Annotated in this window: 21 protein-coding genes; 14 read left to right on the top strand and 7 right to left on the bottom strand. The window is 46.1% G+C overall.

What is annotated here, in order from left to right; translation table 11 throughout:
* The first annotated feature begins 262 nt into the window (after positions 1 to 262).
* The 8 genes from PAV_RS00835 to PAV_RS00800 all read left to right on the top strand — a co-directional run bounded on the left by PAV_RS00835 (position 263) and on the right by PAV_RS00800 (position 8946).
* The gene (locus PAV_RS00835; protein WP_005542800.1) at positions 263 to 1057 is read left to right on the top strand and encodes an alpha/beta fold hydrolase; all 795 of its coding nucleotides are present in this window, start codon (positions 263 to 265) and stop codon (positions 1055 to 1057) included.
* 152 nt (positions 1058 to 1209) lie between these two features.
* Positions 1210 to 1494 carry an autorepressor SdpR family transcription factor gene (locus PAV_RS00830; protein ID WP_005542789.1) on the top strand — a complete coding sequence of 95 codons (285 nt, stop codon included), beginning with the start codon at positions 1210 to 1212 and terminating at the stop codon, positions 1492 to 1494.
* Positions 1491 to 2162: an SdpI family protein gene (locus PAV_RS00825; RefSeq protein ID WP_005542781.1), complete on the top strand. Its 672-nt coding sequence runs from the start codon at positions 1491 to 1493 to the stop codon at positions 2160 to 2162. The genes PAV_RS00830 and PAV_RS00825 overlap by 4 nt, the downstream gene beginning before the upstream one ends.
* 5 nt (positions 2163 to 2167) lie before the next feature.
* The gene (locus PAV_RS00820; protein ID WP_005542780.1) at positions 2168 to 2935 is read left to right on the top strand and encodes a DUF6483 family protein; all 768 of its coding nucleotides are present in this window, start codon (positions 2168 to 2170) and stop codon (positions 2933 to 2935) included.
* Between the two features lie 11 nt (positions 2936 to 2946).
* Entirely contained in the window at positions 2947 to 4149 is a 1203-nt protein-coding gene (locus PAV_RS00815; RefSeq protein WP_005542779.1) for a class I SAM-dependent methyltransferase, read from the top strand.
* A 407-nt stretch (positions 4150 to 4556) separates the two neighbouring features.
* Positions 4557 to 5234 (top strand): PilZ domain-containing protein, encoded by a 678-nt coding sequence (locus PAV_RS00810; protein ID WP_005542778.1) that lies wholly within the window; start codon positions 4557 to 4559, stop codon positions 5232 to 5234.
* A 72-nt stretch (positions 5235 to 5306) separates the two neighbouring features.
* Positions 5307 to 6743, top strand: coding sequence for a hypothetical protein (locus PAV_RS00805; protein WP_005542777.1), 1437 nt, complete (start codon positions 5307 to 5309; stop codon positions 6741 to 6743).
* A 103-nt stretch (positions 6744 to 6846) separates the two neighbouring features.
* Positions 6847 to 8946: an O-antigen ligase family protein gene (locus tag PAV_RS00800; protein ID WP_005542776.1), complete on the top strand. Its 2100-nt coding sequence runs from the start codon at positions 6847 to 6849 to the stop codon at positions 8944 to 8946.
* Between the two features lie 547 nt (positions 8947 to 9493).
* Here the strand turns inward: PAV_RS00800 and PAV_RS00790 are convergent.
* From PAV_RS00790 to PAV_RS00780, 3 genes are all read right to left on the bottom strand, one after another.
* Complete coding sequence (locus tag PAV_RS00790) at positions 9494 to 10447, bottom strand: D-2-hydroxyacid dehydrogenase (protein WP_005542775.1); 954 nt, start codon at positions 10445 to 10447, stop codon at positions 9494 to 9496.
* 140 nt (positions 10448 to 10587) lie between these two features.
* Entirely contained in the window at positions 10588 to 10899 is a 312-nt protein-coding gene (locus tag PAV_RS00785) for a hypothetical protein (RefSeq protein WP_040735083.1), read from the bottom strand.
* A 73-nt stretch (positions 10900 to 10972) separates the two neighbouring features.
* Entirely contained in the window at positions 10973 to 11431 is a 459-nt protein-coding gene (locus tag PAV_RS00780; protein ID WP_005542771.1) for a cupredoxin domain-containing protein, read from the bottom strand.
* 267 nt (positions 11432 to 11698) lie between these two features.
* On the opposite strand from PAV_RS00780, the gene uptA reads away from it, so the two are divergent.
* Positions 11699 to 12298 carry an undecaprenyl phosphate transporter UptA gene (gene uptA, locus PAV_RS00775; RefSeq protein WP_005542770.1) on the top strand — a complete coding sequence of 200 codons (600 nt, stop codon included), beginning with the start codon at positions 11699 to 11701 and terminating at the stop codon, positions 12296 to 12298.
* Between the two features lie 60 nt (positions 12299 to 12358).
* On the opposite strand, the gene PAV_RS35745 is transcribed toward uptA, so the two are convergent.
* From PAV_RS35745 to PAV_RS35735, 4 genes are all read right to left on the bottom strand, one after another.
* The gene (locus tag PAV_RS35745; RefSeq protein WP_005542768.1) at positions 12359 to 12964 is read right to left on the bottom strand and encodes a site-specific integrase; all 606 of its coding nucleotides are present in this window, start codon (positions 12962 to 12964) and stop codon (positions 12359 to 12361) included.
* A complete protein-coding gene (locus tag PAV_RS35740; RefSeq protein WP_005542766.1) occupies positions 12961 to 13488 on the bottom strand; it encodes a hypothetical protein in 528 nt (175 codons plus the stop codon). Before PAV_RS35740 ends, PAV_RS35745 begins: the two co-directional genes overlap by 4 nt.
* A gap of 170 nt (positions 13489 to 13658) precedes the next feature.
* On the bottom strand, positions 13659 to 14123 hold the full coding sequence (locus PAV_RS00760; protein ID WP_005542765.1) for an ImmA/IrrE family metallo-endopeptidase: 465 nt from the start codon (positions 14121 to 14123) through the stop codon (positions 13659 to 13661).
* An 8-nt stretch (positions 14124 to 14131) separates the two neighbouring features.
* Entirely contained in the window at positions 14132 to 14650 is a 519-nt protein-coding gene (locus tag PAV_RS35735; RefSeq protein ID WP_005542764.1) for a helix-turn-helix domain-containing protein, read from the bottom strand.
* A gap of 268 nt (positions 14651 to 14918) precedes the next feature.
* On the opposite strand from PAV_RS35735, the gene PAV_RS00750 reads away from it, so the two are divergent.
* The 5 genes from PAV_RS00750 to PAV_RS00730 all read left to right on the top strand — a co-directional run bounded on the left by PAV_RS00750 (position 14919) and on the right by PAV_RS00730 (position 17279).
* The gene (locus tag PAV_RS00750; protein ID WP_005542763.1) at positions 14919 to 15110 is read left to right on the top strand and encodes a helix-turn-helix domain-containing protein; all 192 of its coding nucleotides are present in this window, start codon (positions 14919 to 14921) and stop codon (positions 15108 to 15110) included.
* Between the two features lie 2 nt (positions 15111 to 15112).
* The gene (locus PAV_RS00745) at positions 15113 to 15313 is read left to right on the top strand and encodes a helix-turn-helix domain-containing protein (RefSeq protein WP_005542762.1); all 201 of its coding nucleotides are present in this window, start codon (positions 15113 to 15115) and stop codon (positions 15311 to 15313) included.
* A gap of 109 nt (positions 15314 to 15422) precedes the next feature.
* Entirely contained in the window at positions 15423 to 16289 is an 867-nt protein-coding gene (locus PAV_RS33035) for a DUF3102 domain-containing protein (protein WP_005542761.1), read from the top strand.
* A complete protein-coding gene (locus tag PAV_RS00735; protein ID WP_005542758.1) occupies positions 16282 to 16713 on the top strand; it encodes an ORF6C domain-containing protein in 432 nt (143 codons plus the stop codon). The genes PAV_RS33035 and PAV_RS00735 overlap by 8 nt, the downstream gene beginning before the upstream one ends.
* A gap of 23 nt (positions 16714 to 16736) precedes the next feature.
* On the top strand, positions 16737 to 17279 hold the full coding sequence (locus PAV_RS00730; RefSeq protein WP_005542757.1) for a hypothetical protein: 543 nt from the start codon (positions 16737 to 16739) through the stop codon (positions 17277 to 17279).
* Positions 17280 to 17363 lie beyond the last annotated feature (84 nt).

Here is a 17363-nt window from a genome sequence, read left to right as displayed (position 1 = left end):
TGCATATCGTTCACCCCCCATCTGTATGAAGTCGCAGATTACTGGTATGAGCGATGCTTTGAACTGGCTGCTGATTCGGGTATATATGGGTAGTGTAATATACTATATATGTATGGATGTTTTTGGAATGAAAGAATGCTTTGGACAAGCTTTTTTGAAAATTTTATGTAATGGTAATAAAAGGCGCATAATTCGGTGTGTTCTGCGTAAAATGAAAATTTGCGTTTTTAGTGAGTGCGCCTATATGAAAGAGGGATGAGACATGGCAAGAATTCAGGTAGATCCTAATTTTACGATGAATGTGGAGCAGCAAGGAGAAGGGCCTGCTGTAATTTTGCTTCACGGCTATTGCGGAAGCTCGCAATACTGGGAAGAACTTATGCCGATGCTGGCGACGAGCTATCGCGTCATTGCACCTGATTTGCGGGGGCATGGCAAGTCAGATTCACCAGTAGGCGCATATACGATTGAGCAAATGGCAGATGATGTGCTTGCACTTGCCGATAAGCTTGAGCTTACAGAATTTGTGCTGCTTGGTCATTCCCTTGGCGGATATATTGCGCTGTCATTCGCTCAGCGCTTTAGCAGCCGATTAAAGGGATCTGGGCTCGTTCATTCCACCAGCTTGCCTGATACCGAAGAAGGAAAGAAGAACCGCTTGTCTGTTGTTGAGACATTGCGATCACAAGGCATTGTTCCTGTTGTAGATGGGCTGGTTCCGAAGCTGTTCGCACCGCAGCATTTCGATGAGTATGCGATACAAGTGAACAAGGCGAAGGAAATTGGTTACGGCACTCCACCGCAAGGGGCTGCTGGGGCAGCACTGGCGATGAAAGAACGCCCTGACCGGACTGCAGTACTGGAGGCTTCCCGTATTCCTGTACTATTATTAGCAGGGGAGAATGATCAAGTTGTAACGCAAGAGAAAGCATTTACGGCCAGCGGTGAACATATTTCTCAAGTCACACTGGAGAAGGCGGGCCATATGAGCATGATGGAGACACCAATGGCGCTAGCGGATGCGCTGCATGCGTATTTGACGAAGGTATTTCGTTAAACGATCGGAAAATGTACCGGTAGATGCAGAATAAATGGGCGATAAGGCGTTAAGGGCATCTTCACTTGAGGAAGATGCCCTTTTTCGCTATACTTGACTTACTTTTTGGATGTTGCATTCACGAAAATATTGACATGAAGCGAGGCTTTGGCATGAATGAGGCGTTTAAAGCACTTGCGGATCCGACGAGGCGGAAGATTATTACCCTGCTGAAGGATAAGGACATGACGGCAGGCGATATCGCTGAACACTTCAGTATGACGAAGCCAAGCGTGTCTCATCATTTGAATGGGCTGAAGCAGGCTAAACTCATTATCGATGAGCGGCGGGGCCAGCATATATGGTACTCGCTCAACACAACCGTATTGCAGGAGGCTCTTGGCTGGTTTCTTGATATTATTTCATATCAGGATAAAAGAGGGAGTGATGACCAATGAAGCTGCCTAATCAAAATCCGGAGAGAAAGGCATTCCTTGTATTGTTAGTGTACAATGTGATCGTAACTGGATTGATGTGGTTGGCATATCCAAAGCTTCCGGACAGGGTCGTATCCCATTTTAACTTCCATGGCGAGCCTGACGGCACAACGGAGAAGACGATAGCGTTTACGATCTTCTCTGCCATCTTAATTCTTGTCCCCGTACTTATGCCGCTACTTCGACGAGCAGATCCGCAGCAGCACAATTACAAGAAATTCGAATCGACATACATATGGTTCGGGTGGGCATTGTCTGTATTTCTGCAGGCCATATTTGGCATCATGATCGGCTATTATTTCGTTAGCGATATTCCAGTCCAATCCCTGATTTTGACTGCGCTTGGATTGCTGTGGATGTTCCTTGGCAATATGCTTGGGCGCGTTCGCTTCAACTATTTTATTGGTATCCGTACACCGTGGACGCTTGCCAACGAGCAGGTATGGCGCAGTACGCATCGGCTGGCAGGAAAGGTCTGGTTTTTATCAGGCTTACTTGCATGTACAGGGGCCTGGCTGATGCCTGTTCGTTGGGACGGATATATTGGTTTACTAGCAGTAGCGACATCGGTTTTCGTCCCGACGATTTATTCCTATATTGTCTTTCGATCTAATTCACAACCGAGGTGACTGTCATGCACCAAAGGGATTATTTGCTCCGATTAATTGAAGAGATGACTCGCATGATTGGCCAAGCGCTTGGACTTAGGGAGAAGAAAAAGCGTGAACAACTGATTGTCGAGTGGGATGAATTGCTGCAGCGCCGTTTCCGTATGAGCGGAGAACTTGCTGATAAGCTCCAGGCAGAGGACATTATGCGGCTGTTCCGGACAGGAGAACGCCTGCATGCGGATGAGATACAAGCCTTGGCAATCGTGCTGTATGAGCGGGCTAAGCTGGAGTGGGAACGCAGCAGAAATAATGAAGCAGCATTGCCGTATGGGGCTACCGAAGTGCCGCGGTATGGAGAAAGTACGTTGGAAGCTGGGACGGAAGAGACGTTATATATAAGAAGATTGATGAAGTCTTACGAGCTGCTGATAGAGGCAACTGCACATGGCAGTGATCGAAGGCTGCTTCCCGTACAGGAGGCGATGGATTCGATTTATCAGGCAATCAAGGGCTATCATATCGATGATCGTCTGCGAGAAAAGATGTGGCGCTGGTTCGAACGGGAAGGGCGTTTGGCTGACGCGGAGGACTCTCTGTTCATATGGCTGCGTCGTGCAGAGATGCATCAACCAGAACAGGTAGTAAATCGCTGTGCACAAGCCTTGCAATTTTACGAACGGCTGGATGCAATGTCAGATGAATTGCTGCTAGAGGGCGGTTTAAGCCGGGAGGAGATTCATACTGGCATAGAGGATATTAGCAAGATTACAGCATTGCATATGGAACGGTAGGGGTTAACAAAATGGAACAATTAACAAAGCTAGTCGAACGAGTGGTACAGGAACAAATATTGAGCAGTGCGGTGCTCAGCCAGCTGCGGCGCAAGCCGGAAGAAGGTTACACCAAGGTGTTGGTCAAACCAGTGCGGCTGCGCGGGCAAATTCAGATTCAATTCGAATACCATTATGCTAACAAGGTAACGCACGATAATGTACCATTAACAGAAGCGGCTGTAAAGATGATGTCTTTGTTTGAGACCACATTCAAGCAGGGGCTGCTGCGGACAACAGAGGGCGACTACCAGGTATTGATCAGCAAGAAATTCAAGGTTACGATTCGCAAGCAAGCTGCAGTTGTGCGCAAGGTAGATGTGTCGCATAACCGGAAGAAGCAATATGTACTGAATGAGGGTGTTCCGGTTCCCTTCTTGGTGGAACTGGGCATTATGGGCAAGGAAGGCAATGTTATCGCAGCGAAATACGATAAGTTCCGGCAGATTAACCGCTTCTTAGAAATGGTGGCAGATGTGTTGCCGCATCTTCCGCGTAACCGCACAGTGCGCATTATTGATTTTGGCTGTGGTAAATCATATTTGACATTTGCGTTGTATCATTTTTTGCATGTAGAATCCAAGCTTCCCGTTCACATTGTCGGATTGGATCTGAAGCGGGACGTTATTGAACGGTGCGAGGCGCTTGCAAGACGTCTAGGCTATGAAGGACTATCCTTCCTGATGGGTGATATTGCCCAATATGAAGGAACCGATGAGGTCGATATGGTGGTTACACTGCATGCATGCGACACGGCAACAGATGCAGCGTTGAACAAGGCCGTCCGCTGGGGAGCGCGGGTGATTCTATCCGTGCCTTGCTGTCAGCATGAACTGAACCGTCAGGTTGAGCAGAGTGTATTGGAGCCTTTGTTAAGACACGGTATTTTAAAGGAGCGGTTCAGTGCACTCGCGACAGATGGGCTGCGGGCTAAGTTGCTTGATTGTATTGGCTACCGGACGCAACTGCTCGAGTTCATAGACATGGAGCATACACCAAAAAATATTCTTATTCGTGCTGTTCGTACAGAAGAATCTGATGGGCAAGAGTCAAAGACCGATCCACAGATGTGGCGTGAATATGAGACGTTCAGACAGTTTTTAAAGGCAGATCCTTATTTAGAGCATGCGCTGGAAGATCTGCTCGCAGTACGAGGCTGTCAGCGAACGATGTAAATATCGATCATTCAAATCCAAAGAACCTTCTAGTCTTCTAGAGGGTTCTTTTTCATTTCCATTTTACATGGAGCGGGCAGTGGTGTAAGGGAAAGGAAGACAGGTTCACACTTGCGTACTTAAGGCGTCTCCTGGGACAACTAACAACATGTTTCTCTTCAAATTCCATTGAAATCGGACGATATAGAGGAATAGGAGAATTGGATTAGGCAACATAACATGTCAATGCCCGTCATAGGGAAATACATCGGTAATCGATCAGGGCAGATTACGTTGTCGCAATAGAATATGCAGGACGCCTATGTCCGCTCGATCCGAACAGCATGAGCAGGATGGACGAACAGAGCGGGGACAAAGCGGAACAATAGGCTGTACTGCAAACGAAAAACCTAGGAGGTTGACAGTCAATGACGGGAGCTTATGTCACAGATACTCCGGAGTACTTGCTAATGTCGCTTTTGCACAGTCGTACAGTGCTTGAGGGAGATAATTGTATTGCTACGGGAGTATTGTCTTATTTAGAAGGTGATGTCATGGAGGTAGAACTGCCTGAGTTCGAGCGGTTTGAACTTGGAGAATCACTGAAGGTGACCATTTATTCAGCGGTGGGCATCTTCAATTTTCATACCCAGGCGGTAGCGCGGCATGAAGGCTCTTTGCTGCTTATTCATCCGCCGCATCAGCAGCGTAAATTTACAGATCAACGCCTGTATCCGCGGATTGAGGTACGGAAGCATGGATATGTATTGCCGCCACGACCGACAGAGGGGATAGCAATTACGCCGACGCCGATACCGATTCAAATTGAAGATATTAGCCTGAATGGCGTCGGATTTTATATGACAGGAGCATTTCCATTAGAGGAGGGGAGCGAAGCAGAAGCTGAATTGCAGCTTGGCTTTGCTGTGCCTTGCCGATTGAAAATTATTCGCACGATGATGCGCGAAGAGGATACTTTCTATGGCGCTAAGTTGCAGGTGACCAGTGATTCTGCGTTCCGTTCGCTGCGTGCATTTATTATGCGGGAACAGATCAAGCTTCATATTGATCGTAAATCAAATAATTCAAAAATAGCTCGCCCATAACGTGCCAGAATAGTGTATACTTTCTCAGGTACATAGATATGAAATGGTAGGAGAGAAAGGAGATGGAGATGCTTGAAGCTTGCTTCTCGTCATTTACGAATTATATTAGCCTGGTGTATCGGCATCGCGCTCCTAGTAAGCGCCTTTCCATCAGTAACTTCTGCGGCGAGGGTAAATAATCGTTTTCCGGATAAAGTGATTCAAAAAATTCCGTACCAGCCATTGGTGAAGGATAAAGAGGATAGAAGGGACATTCCGGCAACTGTTGTAGGAGTTACGTATCAGCAAGTTACGAATATTGATCCCGGGATTGCGCTTGTTGATGTTGATTTGCCGCAGCAGCAGTATGTCATTCATCCTCACAAGGCAGGTACAACCACAGTCGAATACAAATGGACTCAGCCCAATGGGAAAGATATCTATCATAAATTTACGGTAACGGTAACGGATCCGGCAATACCGATCCAGATTCCAACGGTCAAATTTATTAATGAATATGACTATAAAGATAGCTATAAGCAGCTTTATTCTGCTGAGATCATTAGTTTTAGAGATTTATTTGATGCTGATTGGAGCCAAACCAACGATCGACAGATTCAATACGCGTCTAACAACGGTGTCTTCAGTCCAGTAAGTGAAGATACAAGTAAACCGGGCAGTCCATTTTCAGCTATAGCTATGAAGGCTGGGGATGAGAGATGGGTATTCAAGTTGACGACAAAGGTCGGTACTGAGTCCGTAACAGCGACCTATTATAAAGATTTTAAAGTGAACCAAGAACCTGCATTTACGCCGGATCCCAAGGCTCCATTGCAGCTTTTGCAAGGTGTAGAGACAAATATTTCAATAGAGCATCTATTTACTGATCCGGATAATGATGAGCTATTCTATTCTATACGGTCTAAGAATGGCAAGGTGCAAGTTAGTCTGCTGGGCGGTGATCAGATCTTGATTAGCCCAATGCTTTCCGCAGAGGGAGAAGACGAACTTATCATAGATGCTGATGATAAACGGGGAGGCACCGTTCATGGCAAACTTGCACTACATATCAGCAAGCCGCTTGCTGTAGGGATTGCCGGTACATATCCTGAAGTGGATAACCAAGTTGAAATGATGCTAGCTAATAACGGGGAATATTATATGGCGCCATTCACGACATATCTCCCTACGCAAGCAGAGCTTGAACAGCAAGTGACTGTGGGGGACGCACGGAAGGCGGAGCTTACAAATGCGGGCAGCCTAAAGTTCGTTATTGATCAACAAGGTGGTCAATCTAAGGAGCTTAAAGCGGGCAAATACGGTCTCTATCAATATGATGGATCCACGGTAAAGCTGGAACATGCCATTGAACTGACAGGAAAAGAAAAGGTCATTCGGGAACTGAAGGAGCTGGCTGCTGCTAGAGGGGAATCGAACTATAATATAGTGGACGCTCAGCAATGGCTGTTCACGAAGGGTGATAATAATTTCGTCCGTGCCAAGATTGTAATGGCACTGCTGACGAATTAGAAGTGTTATAGACAGAAGGTCAACTATAGGGTTGGCCTTCTTTTTGATTGTCCATCATAATAGATATAGAATTGGTAGAATCGAGAAAGGAGGGAGGGTGTTGATGAAGGCGGGCTTTCAACGAGACGGAGACAGCAATTTAGTTATCTTGTATATAGGAATCGGAATCCTATTTGCTGTACTGCTTGTTGCGTTGTGGCGGCAGGGCTTGTTCTATGATCGCGATGTGCTTGTGTTGTCGCTCCTTCTATGTGCGGTATCGGCAGGCATGCTTGTCAAATGGAAATCGAATTGGGAAGCGGCACTTCCACTTCCGCTCATGTATCCGCTTCTCCTCATGATTGGATATTCCGTAAACTGGGCCCTAGGGCCTGCGACCGTATATGGCACGCAGATGCAATTTATTCGAAACGCCATGTTGTTGGCATGGATTGTGCTGCTGGCCATTGTACTGAACAGAGGGGGGAATCAGGCCAAAAGGAATATTACAGGTATATTGCTGTTTGTCGGATTTCTGATCAGTATCAGCGCGCTTAGCATGCTGTACGGATGGGTGCCGAATGAATCCGGTGTGATGGTGAGTGGAAATTCGGAATTATCGGCGTTGGGATTTCGTTTAGGCGGGATCGTCCAATATCCGAATACACTTGGCGTGCTTGCGGGGGCATTTGCACTATATCATCTGAACGAAACGGCATACATAGCGCTTCAAGCTCGAGCATCGGTGAACGGGCTGACACGTCGTTCTTTCAAGCAATGGCTGATCATAGCTGTCCCGCTTGTTCCTCATCTAGCCGTCCTTGGTCTTAGTGAATCGAGAGGATCTTGGATCGTGTTCAGTATAGTATGGGCAGTCGGAATATGGAGGGCGCAAGGGCATCGCATTGCCTATGTGCTGACATTTCTCTGGTTTGGGGCATGGTCATTCGCGGCTGCCTCCTGGAGTGCTTCCATATGGCAAAGCGGAAAAGGCTGGCTGCCGCTTCCTCTATTGGTTGCTTGGATTGCCTCGATTATGTTGTTTGGAGGGGTGTTGCTGTATCGGAGTCGGATTCGCTGGCTGCAAAGCGGATTATTTGCAGCGATCATGCTGCTGTTGCTCCTATGCAGTAGCTACTTGCTGCCTACAGGGGCAAGCAGCCGGATTACGGATCATTATGCCACTGCTGGTGCACGCACGATGTTCTACAAAGATGCGCTAGTGCTGTGGAGGGAACATCCATGGTTCGGGTCAGGGGGGGATGCATGGCGGCAGCAGTTCAGCCGCATACAGAGCCAGCCATATGTGGGGAAGGAAGTGCATAGCAGCCTCCTGGATATGCTGCTTGATGTCGGGCTGGTATGGACTCTGGCTGTCGTCAGTCTATTGATTGCAGCATGGATTATGGTATGGCGTCGGCATGCTGGGTGGGGAATGGCAGCAGCAATGGTGCTGGCACATAGTCTGCTTGATTTTGACATGGCTTATGGGCTTGTCGGACTGCTGCTCGCTGCATTTCTAACGCTTGGCATGTATGACGACGCAGCGAACATGAACAGCAAAGCGGTAAGACTATGCTTTATGGCTCGGCATACGGACACGAATCGCAGCAAGCAGTTCGTTGCACTGCTGCTCGCCGTGCCATTGGCAGCCGCAGTTGTGCTCGCCTCGTGCCACCTTGTGGCACAACAGCTCGCCGCGGCAGCCAGCGCTGCTGCCGACAGGGCCACCGGCGCTGCCGGCCTAGCCCGTGCGCATGCGCAGCAAGAGGCCGCGCTGCGCTGGGCGCCTGCGAACACGGCGCTTCGCATCGCCGTGAGCCGCACCTTGCCTCCGCGGGAAGCGCTTGCCCTTCTGGAGGAAGGGCTGCGCTATGAACGCGACGGCAAGGGGCTCTATCGTGCGCTCGCCCTGGCAAGCATACGCCTGGGCCGCGCTAATGACGCCGCCGCTTGGTGGGAGGCGGCAGTAAGCAGCGACCGCTTCGATCGCACGCTGCAGACCGAAGCGGTTGAGAAGCTGGCTCTCGCGGCGCATCTCGATGCGAATCGCGAACAAGCAGCTTTATATGCGACCGCGGCGAGCAGACTGTATCGCCGCTACGAATCGGAAGTGCTGCTGGTTCAGCGAATGCACAAGCCTGCCAACGATAAACGCTTTGCGCTGACAGAGGAAGCGAAGCGTGCATATGGCTCCATTGCTTCATACAGGATGATTCAGTAGTTTATAGGCGGCTGACATACATGCCCACACGCACACCTCTCTGCGAACATACGTTACTAGGGAAGTAACTCATGGACGAAAGAGGAGACGATGATGAAGAAGCTACCGTGAATCCAACCGCCGCAGAAGGATCCAAAACGCTCGACAACACGCTTGTCTAGGCGCGTAAAGTATGTCAACAGGACGCGAATACTTGGGCCGATTTTACATTGTTTCACGGTATTGTAGGTTCAGTCTCATGGAGTTCCTTTCAGAACGAATGGATTTTTTGCCCGTGTCTTTGTGAACGGCAGGGTGCTCGAAACAAGTCCCTTCGACAGATTTGGAGTCGTTCGCTTTTAACAAAATGTAAACCTTAACGAATGCAGGCTTCGGATACAAATCTTCGACTATGAGGAATATTGTTCCGAATGCGCAGCGTACCGGCAGGTGTCGAAGCATTTCCCGTTATCGGCTAATCTCCCTAACATAGCCCAAAGACCGATCCTTGAGCCATTACCGCTTTTGGATCGGTCTTTGTTCGTGAGAAGCTTGATTTCACTTATTCTTAGTATTCCTTATCGTAATCGACAATACTGCGGGCAGGCTGTCCATGTTCAACATAGGCCTTCAAATTTTCAAGGAACAGCCTTACAGCACGTTCCTTCAGTTGATCGGTATTGCCCCCGATATGAGGGGTGATGATAACATTATCCATGGACCATAATGGATGATCCTCCGGCAGCGGTTCGATGTCGAACACATCAAGGCCTGCACCTGCAAGATGGCCATTTTTCAAAGCGTCGGTAAGTGCGCTTGTCTTCACGGATGCCCCGCGGCCAACGTTAATGAACAGCGCTCCTTGCTTCATGGCGGCAAACGCAGCTTCATCATACAAGTTCACCGTCTGTGAGGTTTTCGGCAATATATTTACAACTACGTCGCAATCAGGCAGGACTTCATTCAACTGCTCAATTGTATACAGGCTATCTACATGATCAGTCGACCGAATAGAGCGGCGGACACCTAGGACACGCATACCGAAAGCTTGGGCGATTCGTGCAACCTCTGTACCGATTTGACCGACACCGATAATCCCCATCGTCTTGCCGTGCAGCTCCGTAAACTTTCCTTTCGTGTCCCAGTTATGGCGAGCTTGATTGCGAATCGCTTGCGGAAGATTACGTGTAAAGCCAAGCAGCATAGCGAATACCGTCTCCATCATCGGAATCGGGTGCACGCCTCCAGCAGTTGTGAGTGTGATATCGTGTTTGCGAAGCGCGTCCATCGGTACATAATCCGCCCCGGCAGTCCATAGCTGAATCCAGCGAAGCGGGGAATCATCATAGAAACATTCTTCCTTGACGGCGGGTGACCATCCGAATATGACCTCAGCTTGGCGGAACACGTCACGATCCAGTTCTTTAGCTCGTCCAGCAATGATATTGAAGCCTGGTGCAGTGATCCGAACGTGCTCCAGAAGTTCAGGCGGCAAATCTAGTGCACATACGATATTTCTCAAGATGAAGTCCTCCTTAGCGTCTATTTCTTATCATCATATACTGAATCCAATTGGCACGTCTACGAGAGCTCCGGTGGAACAAAGACAATAGAAATAGGCTGCACGGAGGGCAGCCGACAGTTTGGGTAAATTAGAAAAAGCTAGCCTCCGAATGATTTCCGGAAGCTTGCGGATAATTTGGCCTGATCCACATTCCACAGCGCAGCTAACTCGGCGGATACATTCTCGTCCCACCAATCGGACAGCTTCTTGCGGTTGGCTCCATTCTCATGAATCCAGATCAAATTCTCGATTACCTTGCGGTAATATAATTGTTCTCCTTGCTGGACAAGATCCTCGGGAATCCAGACGTTCATTCGCTTAATGGTTCGATACAATTCATTATTGCAGGCACGGCGGATTCTTCTGGCGGTAGGAAGAGGCCTTGCATGGCGCTCCTTCGGGGCTTTCAATCGATGACGACTCCTTTCCTGCATATTTATGTTCATCATATGCAGGTCTCCGACCTAGGTGCCTTGTTACACGCTATTTGGAATCTACTACGATATAGCCTACCATCGGGCCCTCATGCTTCATATCCGGATGGGTTAGGCAGACGATGCGATGGACGCCTTCCTTTGCAGTGAAGGTGATTACGGTTTCCTTGTCCTTCTCGATGCTTCCTTTTAGATTCATGCTTTCGATTTCGAAATCATGTTTTATGCCGTTACCCCCTCGTATGCGCAGTTCTACACGCTCACCGGCTTTAGCATGAACCGTTCCGGGTATGAATTGATACATTTCGATTTCACTGCCATTTTCCAGCTTGGATTTCACTTCTCCGGTCACCATGTAAACAATTCGGGTCGATTGGGGATCGGCTTCTACGGCCTGCTCCGAACGAACGGATTCATATCGCCAGAACGCTGCGGCGACCAGTATGGCAGAGAATACAATTGCACCAATTCGCAATTGCTTGCGAGAAACGATCCAAAAGCGTGTCAATTTTTGAAACCTCCTTTTAACTAAATGAGTATCACATATTAGTGCTTGCTCGGGCAGTTATATTGGGGGAGCATTCATGACTATTGAAAATGATTGAGAGTACAAGCTTAAGCTTAGTCTATGTGTATGCATGATTAGATTGGCGCATGACTTGGTTTGTTCCGGGTAAAAGGAACACCAAGATCGAAAAAGCCAAAGTCGACGATTGGAGTCATGATGAACCGTATGATAGAATAAGCTGGGAATTAAAAAGGAGAGAGACGAGCTATGGCATGGATACATGATGTGGTAAGTTCGCTGCTTCACTGGGTGCAGCAGCTAGGGGAATGGGGAATAATGCTGGGGCTCATGATTGAAGTCATACCGAGCGAAATCGTGTTAGCCTACGGTGGGTATCTAGTTTCGATTGGTAAGGTGAGCTTCATTGGCGCTGTCATTTTCGGTACAATTGGCGGGGTACTGGCGCAGCTGATTGTATATGCGATCGGCAGATATGGCGGACGTCCTTTTTTGGAGAAGTTCGGGAAGTACATCCTGATCCGCAAGCATCATATCGAGAAGTCAGAAGAGTGGTTCGAAAAGTACGGAACAGGCGTTATCTTTTCTGCACGCTTCGTACCGGTTGTTCGTCACGCGATTTCCATACCAGCAGGGATATCCAAGATGCCGGTAGGAAGATTTACGTTCCTGACAACACTGGCTGTAATCCCGTGGACTATCCTTTTCGTATACTTGGGATACGCGCTTGGAGACCAGTGGGAACATATTAATGAGAAGGCGGCACCTTATGTACAGCCATTTATTTTGATTGCACTTGCCGGTCTCACGATATATTTTGTTATAAAATACTTTAAGAAGTCGAAATAGCATTGATAGAGCGGGTTTTATGAGATGTGTGTGGGTAATTTACCCACACATTACCCACAACTAGGAATTCATGACCCGCTCGAACTTATCTGGGACAAGCTTTTTCCGCGATTGGGTAACGTGAAGATAGACCTGAGTAGTGATCTTATCATTCTTATGTCCTAACCTGTCTTGTATGACGGCTAAATCCACTCCTGCCTCAGCGAGCAATGTTACATGCGTATGCCTTAAACTGTGCGGGGCGAAAGTGTTAGAAAGCTCAGCGAGTTTTAGTAAACGCTTAAAACGATAATCAACTAAAGTTTCACTACTTGGATAGCCTAGGTACTTCACACTCCAAAAGATAAAGCCTGCGTCGTGAATAACTTCTCCGGCTTTCTCCTTGCACCATGCCAATTGGGATTTTAAAGCCTTTATAACAGTGTCTCCTATACTTACCTTGCGGATCGATGACTTGTTTTTTGGTGGCCCGATTTTATAATCTCGAACACTGCCGACAATGGTTAGTGTTTTGGTGACTGAAATGTAACGTTCCTTTTCGTTAAAGTCATCTACCTTAAGTGCCAATAACTCTCCAATTCGTAGCCCTGTGTAAGCAAGAGCAACGAAGAAGTTGTAGTCTTGCGGCATTCCCCGAAAACGGGCGATACTTAGAAAATGTTTCAACTGTTTTTTTCTAAGTATTTCGGTAGATCATTCCCTCCGTTCTCAATTTCTTCAAGCGTCTGTCTAAATGCCGGGACTCTTGCCTCTTCTGTTGGGTCAACAACGATTATTTTTTTCGGAAAGCATCGCGGAATATCATACGTGCAATAGCATGATACTCTTTTAACGTTCCTTCTTTCCTCTTTTTTATCGTTCCATCTTTGCTCTTTTTTTGTTTGAGGGAGTTTTAACCATTGTTGGTAATCATCGTTGGTTATATCTTTCATCTTCGTATTCTCACCAAGGCCTTTTTTTAACGCTTGTATAACATTCTCCTTGCTCCGAATTGTGTGAATAGCCGGCTCTTTTTCGATGGTATAATTTCCTAACCATTGTTTCCCCCAACTCCCAAGAGTTATATCCTTTTGGTCGACAAACTTACCGCGCAGTTGATCCGCTTTTATTAATATCCCAGCCTCATACGCTTCTTGGGCTGTTGGATATGCTTCCGTTTCTTTTTGCTTCCGTTTCTTTTTCCCATCCACAATAACAGGGACGCTGTATCGATAAGTATATCGACCGTCCCGTTCTCGGACACCAGGCGGGAGCTTCTTTTTTTTGGCGCCTTTTTTTCCATCTCATTCCCTCCATAAAGAACGTACGTTCTGTTTAATGTGTATAATAAACAGCCTTACGGCTGGCAAGCGCATAAGTGTCAATCAACTGCCCTAAAGCAGTATGTGATATCGAGGGGATCAAAGTGTAAAAAATGATCCCCTAAGTCAACGTATAGTCCATAGCGCTGGTGGTAGCGCTCTATAGAAGCCATCAAATATTCCTCAGTAATCCCTAAGAATTCAGCTAATTCATACCTAGTTCTTACGCCTGCTTGATGCGCCTTTATAAAGGAATCTAACGGGATTAAGTATTCATATCCCCATTGCCTAGCCAGCAGTTCTTGTTTTTGGTTCATAACTGAGTCCTGCAGATTCAAAATGTCACCAAAGGATGTGTAATCGTGTCCGTTTTCTTCAGCAAGCACACATACTTTTTCAGCTCTTGTTTCAATGTGTTTGTTAATCCAAATGTTTCCGTCCGAATAAAGTCCTTTTATAGTGAGTGGCATGTCCACTTCATAAACTTTTGCTTTAGTTTCACTGAGAAGTTTGTCATATAACATGCATGCAATCACTCCTGCGATTTACGTTGGGATTTTACGAATTCTTTAAATTTTCTGATTGTCTCCAATTCTACCTCAGTCCATCCTTCCCCATCATGGTGGGCGGCGATGGTCTCAGGTTCATACTTCAACTCAAATTCCTTTATCAAATCACTGAGCAAAAACTCACCGTTTTCATGAAATTCTGCAACGGACATATTGGCTATCTCTCCGTAGACATTATGGCTGATTAGAACTGTTTTGAAAAAAGGACCATCATCGATATCTACACGCAACCCATACCTTGCGAATTCACTTTCAAGTTGACTTACTGGTTTTAAAAACTTTGGTAATTTCTTTATTGATTCTGCTGCTAAGATGTAGTCTACTGTCACACCAAAATAATCAGCTACTTTTTTCAACTTATCTACAGCGGGTGAACTCTTCTCCCATTTGTAAATTGTTCCATTCCCAAATCCCAATTCTTTTTCAAGTTTAAAGATGGAAATATCCCTGTCTTTACATAGATTCTGAATTACTTCTAACAAGGTAGATACCCCTCCTATATAAAATCATTAGAAAATAATCAGAATAAGCATTGACACTCTGAAAATAATCAGATAAACTACAGTCAACAGCTTAATTCTTGGCAAAAAAGGCAACAAAAAAACAGAGGGTATATGACCCATTTAAAAAAATCGTTCCCCAACGACCTTTATTTGATTATGCCTTCTTTACTGATATTAGAATATTTTCAGACGATTGTCAACAATTAAGCTGTTGTTTTTACAGTCTTTAGGAGGAGGAAATGGAAAAATGTCTCATTACACTGAGTTTGGAGCAGAAGCCAGAAAGATCATGCTCCAAAAAAACATTAAGATGGTTCACATTGCAAGGGAGTTAGGCGTCTCCGTTACCTATGTCTCAGAAATCTTCAAAGGTACCAGAAAGGGGGAAAAACAAAAACCAGCAATTTCTAAAATGCTTGGGATGGAAAGTGAGGTATAGAAATGAATGAGCTTCAAATTATCACACTACCACCAGTTCTTACCATTAAAGACGCAGCGGAATATTTCCAACGATCAACAAAGACAATTAGACGCCGGATTAAATCTGGAGAGATTCGCAGCTATAAGGAGGGTCAAGAACATCGTATTCGTCGAGAATGGCTACTCGAATACGAGCAACGATTGATGGAGGAATCGTCATGATAGGTATCTACTCTGTAACGCGGTTAATCCGCCATCCTTTTGATGGATAGTGATACAAGAAACCGCAGTCGACCATACCGACAGCGGATTACGAGGGAGGGAGGAAATCATGAACGATATCGTACTATCAACGGATATAACGGTTATTACAGCAGAGATAAACACTTTCAAGCAAACAGCAGGACAAGCGATGTTTGAAATTGGAAGGCGATTGAAACATGTTAAAGAAAATAACTTGGTGCACGGTCAGTTTCTTGATTGGCTTAAATCTATAGAAATAGAGCCGAGAACAGCACAACGAATGATCGCAGCCTATACACAGTTTGGAAATACGACAACGTCTGCGCATTTACCAACAGGTAAGATCTTCGAAATGCTTTCATTGCCTGAATCAATCGACCGATCGGAGTTCATTATTCAAAAACATATCGTACCTTCATCTGGTGAGACAAAGACTGTTGACGAAATGACAGTTCGAGAGCTTAGGGAAGTAAAAGCAGCTCTCAAAGCAGCCGAAGACACCAAGCGTAAGCTTGAAAGGGAACTACAAGCGGAGCGCAGCAAGCCACCGAAGGTCATTGAAAAGACGGTAGAAACCGTTCCAGATGAGATTCAACAGAAATTACACAATCAGGAAGAACAGATTCGGCTACTGAGCCAATGTCATAAGGAAGCAAAGGAAGAACTTCGAAGATACATTGCTCGTGACACTGTTGAATTCGACGAAGAAGAGGCAAAGCGTCAGCGTCAGAAGCTGCAACACGAGGCCGATTACAACGTTTTGGAACTTCGCGTACACATCACACGCTTGCTTGAAAAGGCAGCTATAACAGGGTATATGCAAGGGGCGTTAGCCAAGGCAGAACCTACAGTAAAAGAAATGATGTTCGAAAGCATTGAGATGCTGGAGAATTTCACAACTCAAATAAAGGCGGCGCTGAACGGCCGGATAATGGGAGGTAATTTGCATGAATAATGCTTTGGTACAAAGTAACAATGATGTCTATTCGTTTTTGGAAAGCTCGCTTGCACGGCAACAAGAACAAGGAACCGCAATGCAAATGATGTTGTCTCAGATGAAAAAGGTTGAGGCAAATGTTTTGGAGACAGCGGCGAAAGTTGAAGTTTTGGCAAAGGAAATCCGTGACGAGAACAGACTGCTTCCGTCTGAGATCGATGAATTATTTCAGGCAACTGTTAGTCGTTCCATTGAACTTACCAAGATGACTCCTGGCGTCGAAGAATCACAATTCACGCAATATGTAGGTAAGTACCGGAAATTGATATGGCGAAAAATGAACAAACATTTCGGTGTGAGTAAGTATATCCATATCAAGAGGATTGACTTTGAAAATGCTATTGAGTTCGCAAAGTCGTTCGATCCTAAGGACTATATTTAACAAAAAAAGAAGGAGGCTTTCATATGTCAACTATCCAATTGGAAGAATCAAATGCCAGCGAAATTATGCACTTGTTTGAGGTAATGAAACAGCACAATGCAAAGTGCAGTCTGGAATTAAATATGGACAACTTTTGTCAACCTTTAATCGGAATTGCGCAGGAATCTGTAACTACAGAATACATCCAAGGTGGAGATGAAGGGGATACGGTAGTCATTCATCTGGGCGGATGTGAATTTGCATTTGACCTTGCTTCACACTCATTCGCAAAAAAAGTAACCGACTGTCAGATTTTAATTGCTATTATGAGCGACAAATATGCTGCATGGTTCAACAGCACAGAATTGCCCCAAGAAGGCGTTGAGTTGGCGAAAGATTACGATGGTACCTGCGGTGAATTTGAAGACAAAGTAATCAAATTGAATGTAATATCGCCAAATTTTTATGAAGAACTAGACTACATGAAGCAACTGATTGAGGAAGGTAGAGTTATCAAGAATGCTAAAGTATTGGGCGGCGGCGAACAGATTTTAACTGTTGGATACATCAACGGTAAAGAGTCATGACTTTACCCGAACTTGCTCGCCTATGGTTCTACCGTAGTCCGCTGCAACATGCAATCATCGTTCGCAATATCTGCGAGAAGAAAG

This window comes from Paenibacillus alvei DSM 29 (genome assembly GCF_000293805.1).
GTDB lineage: Bacteria > Bacillota > Bacilli > Paenibacillales > Paenibacillaceae > Paenibacillus_B > Paenibacillus_B alvei.
The sequence above is the reverse complement of the archived record's forward strand: the minus strand, read 5'-3'. Positions and strand labels throughout refer to the sequence as shown.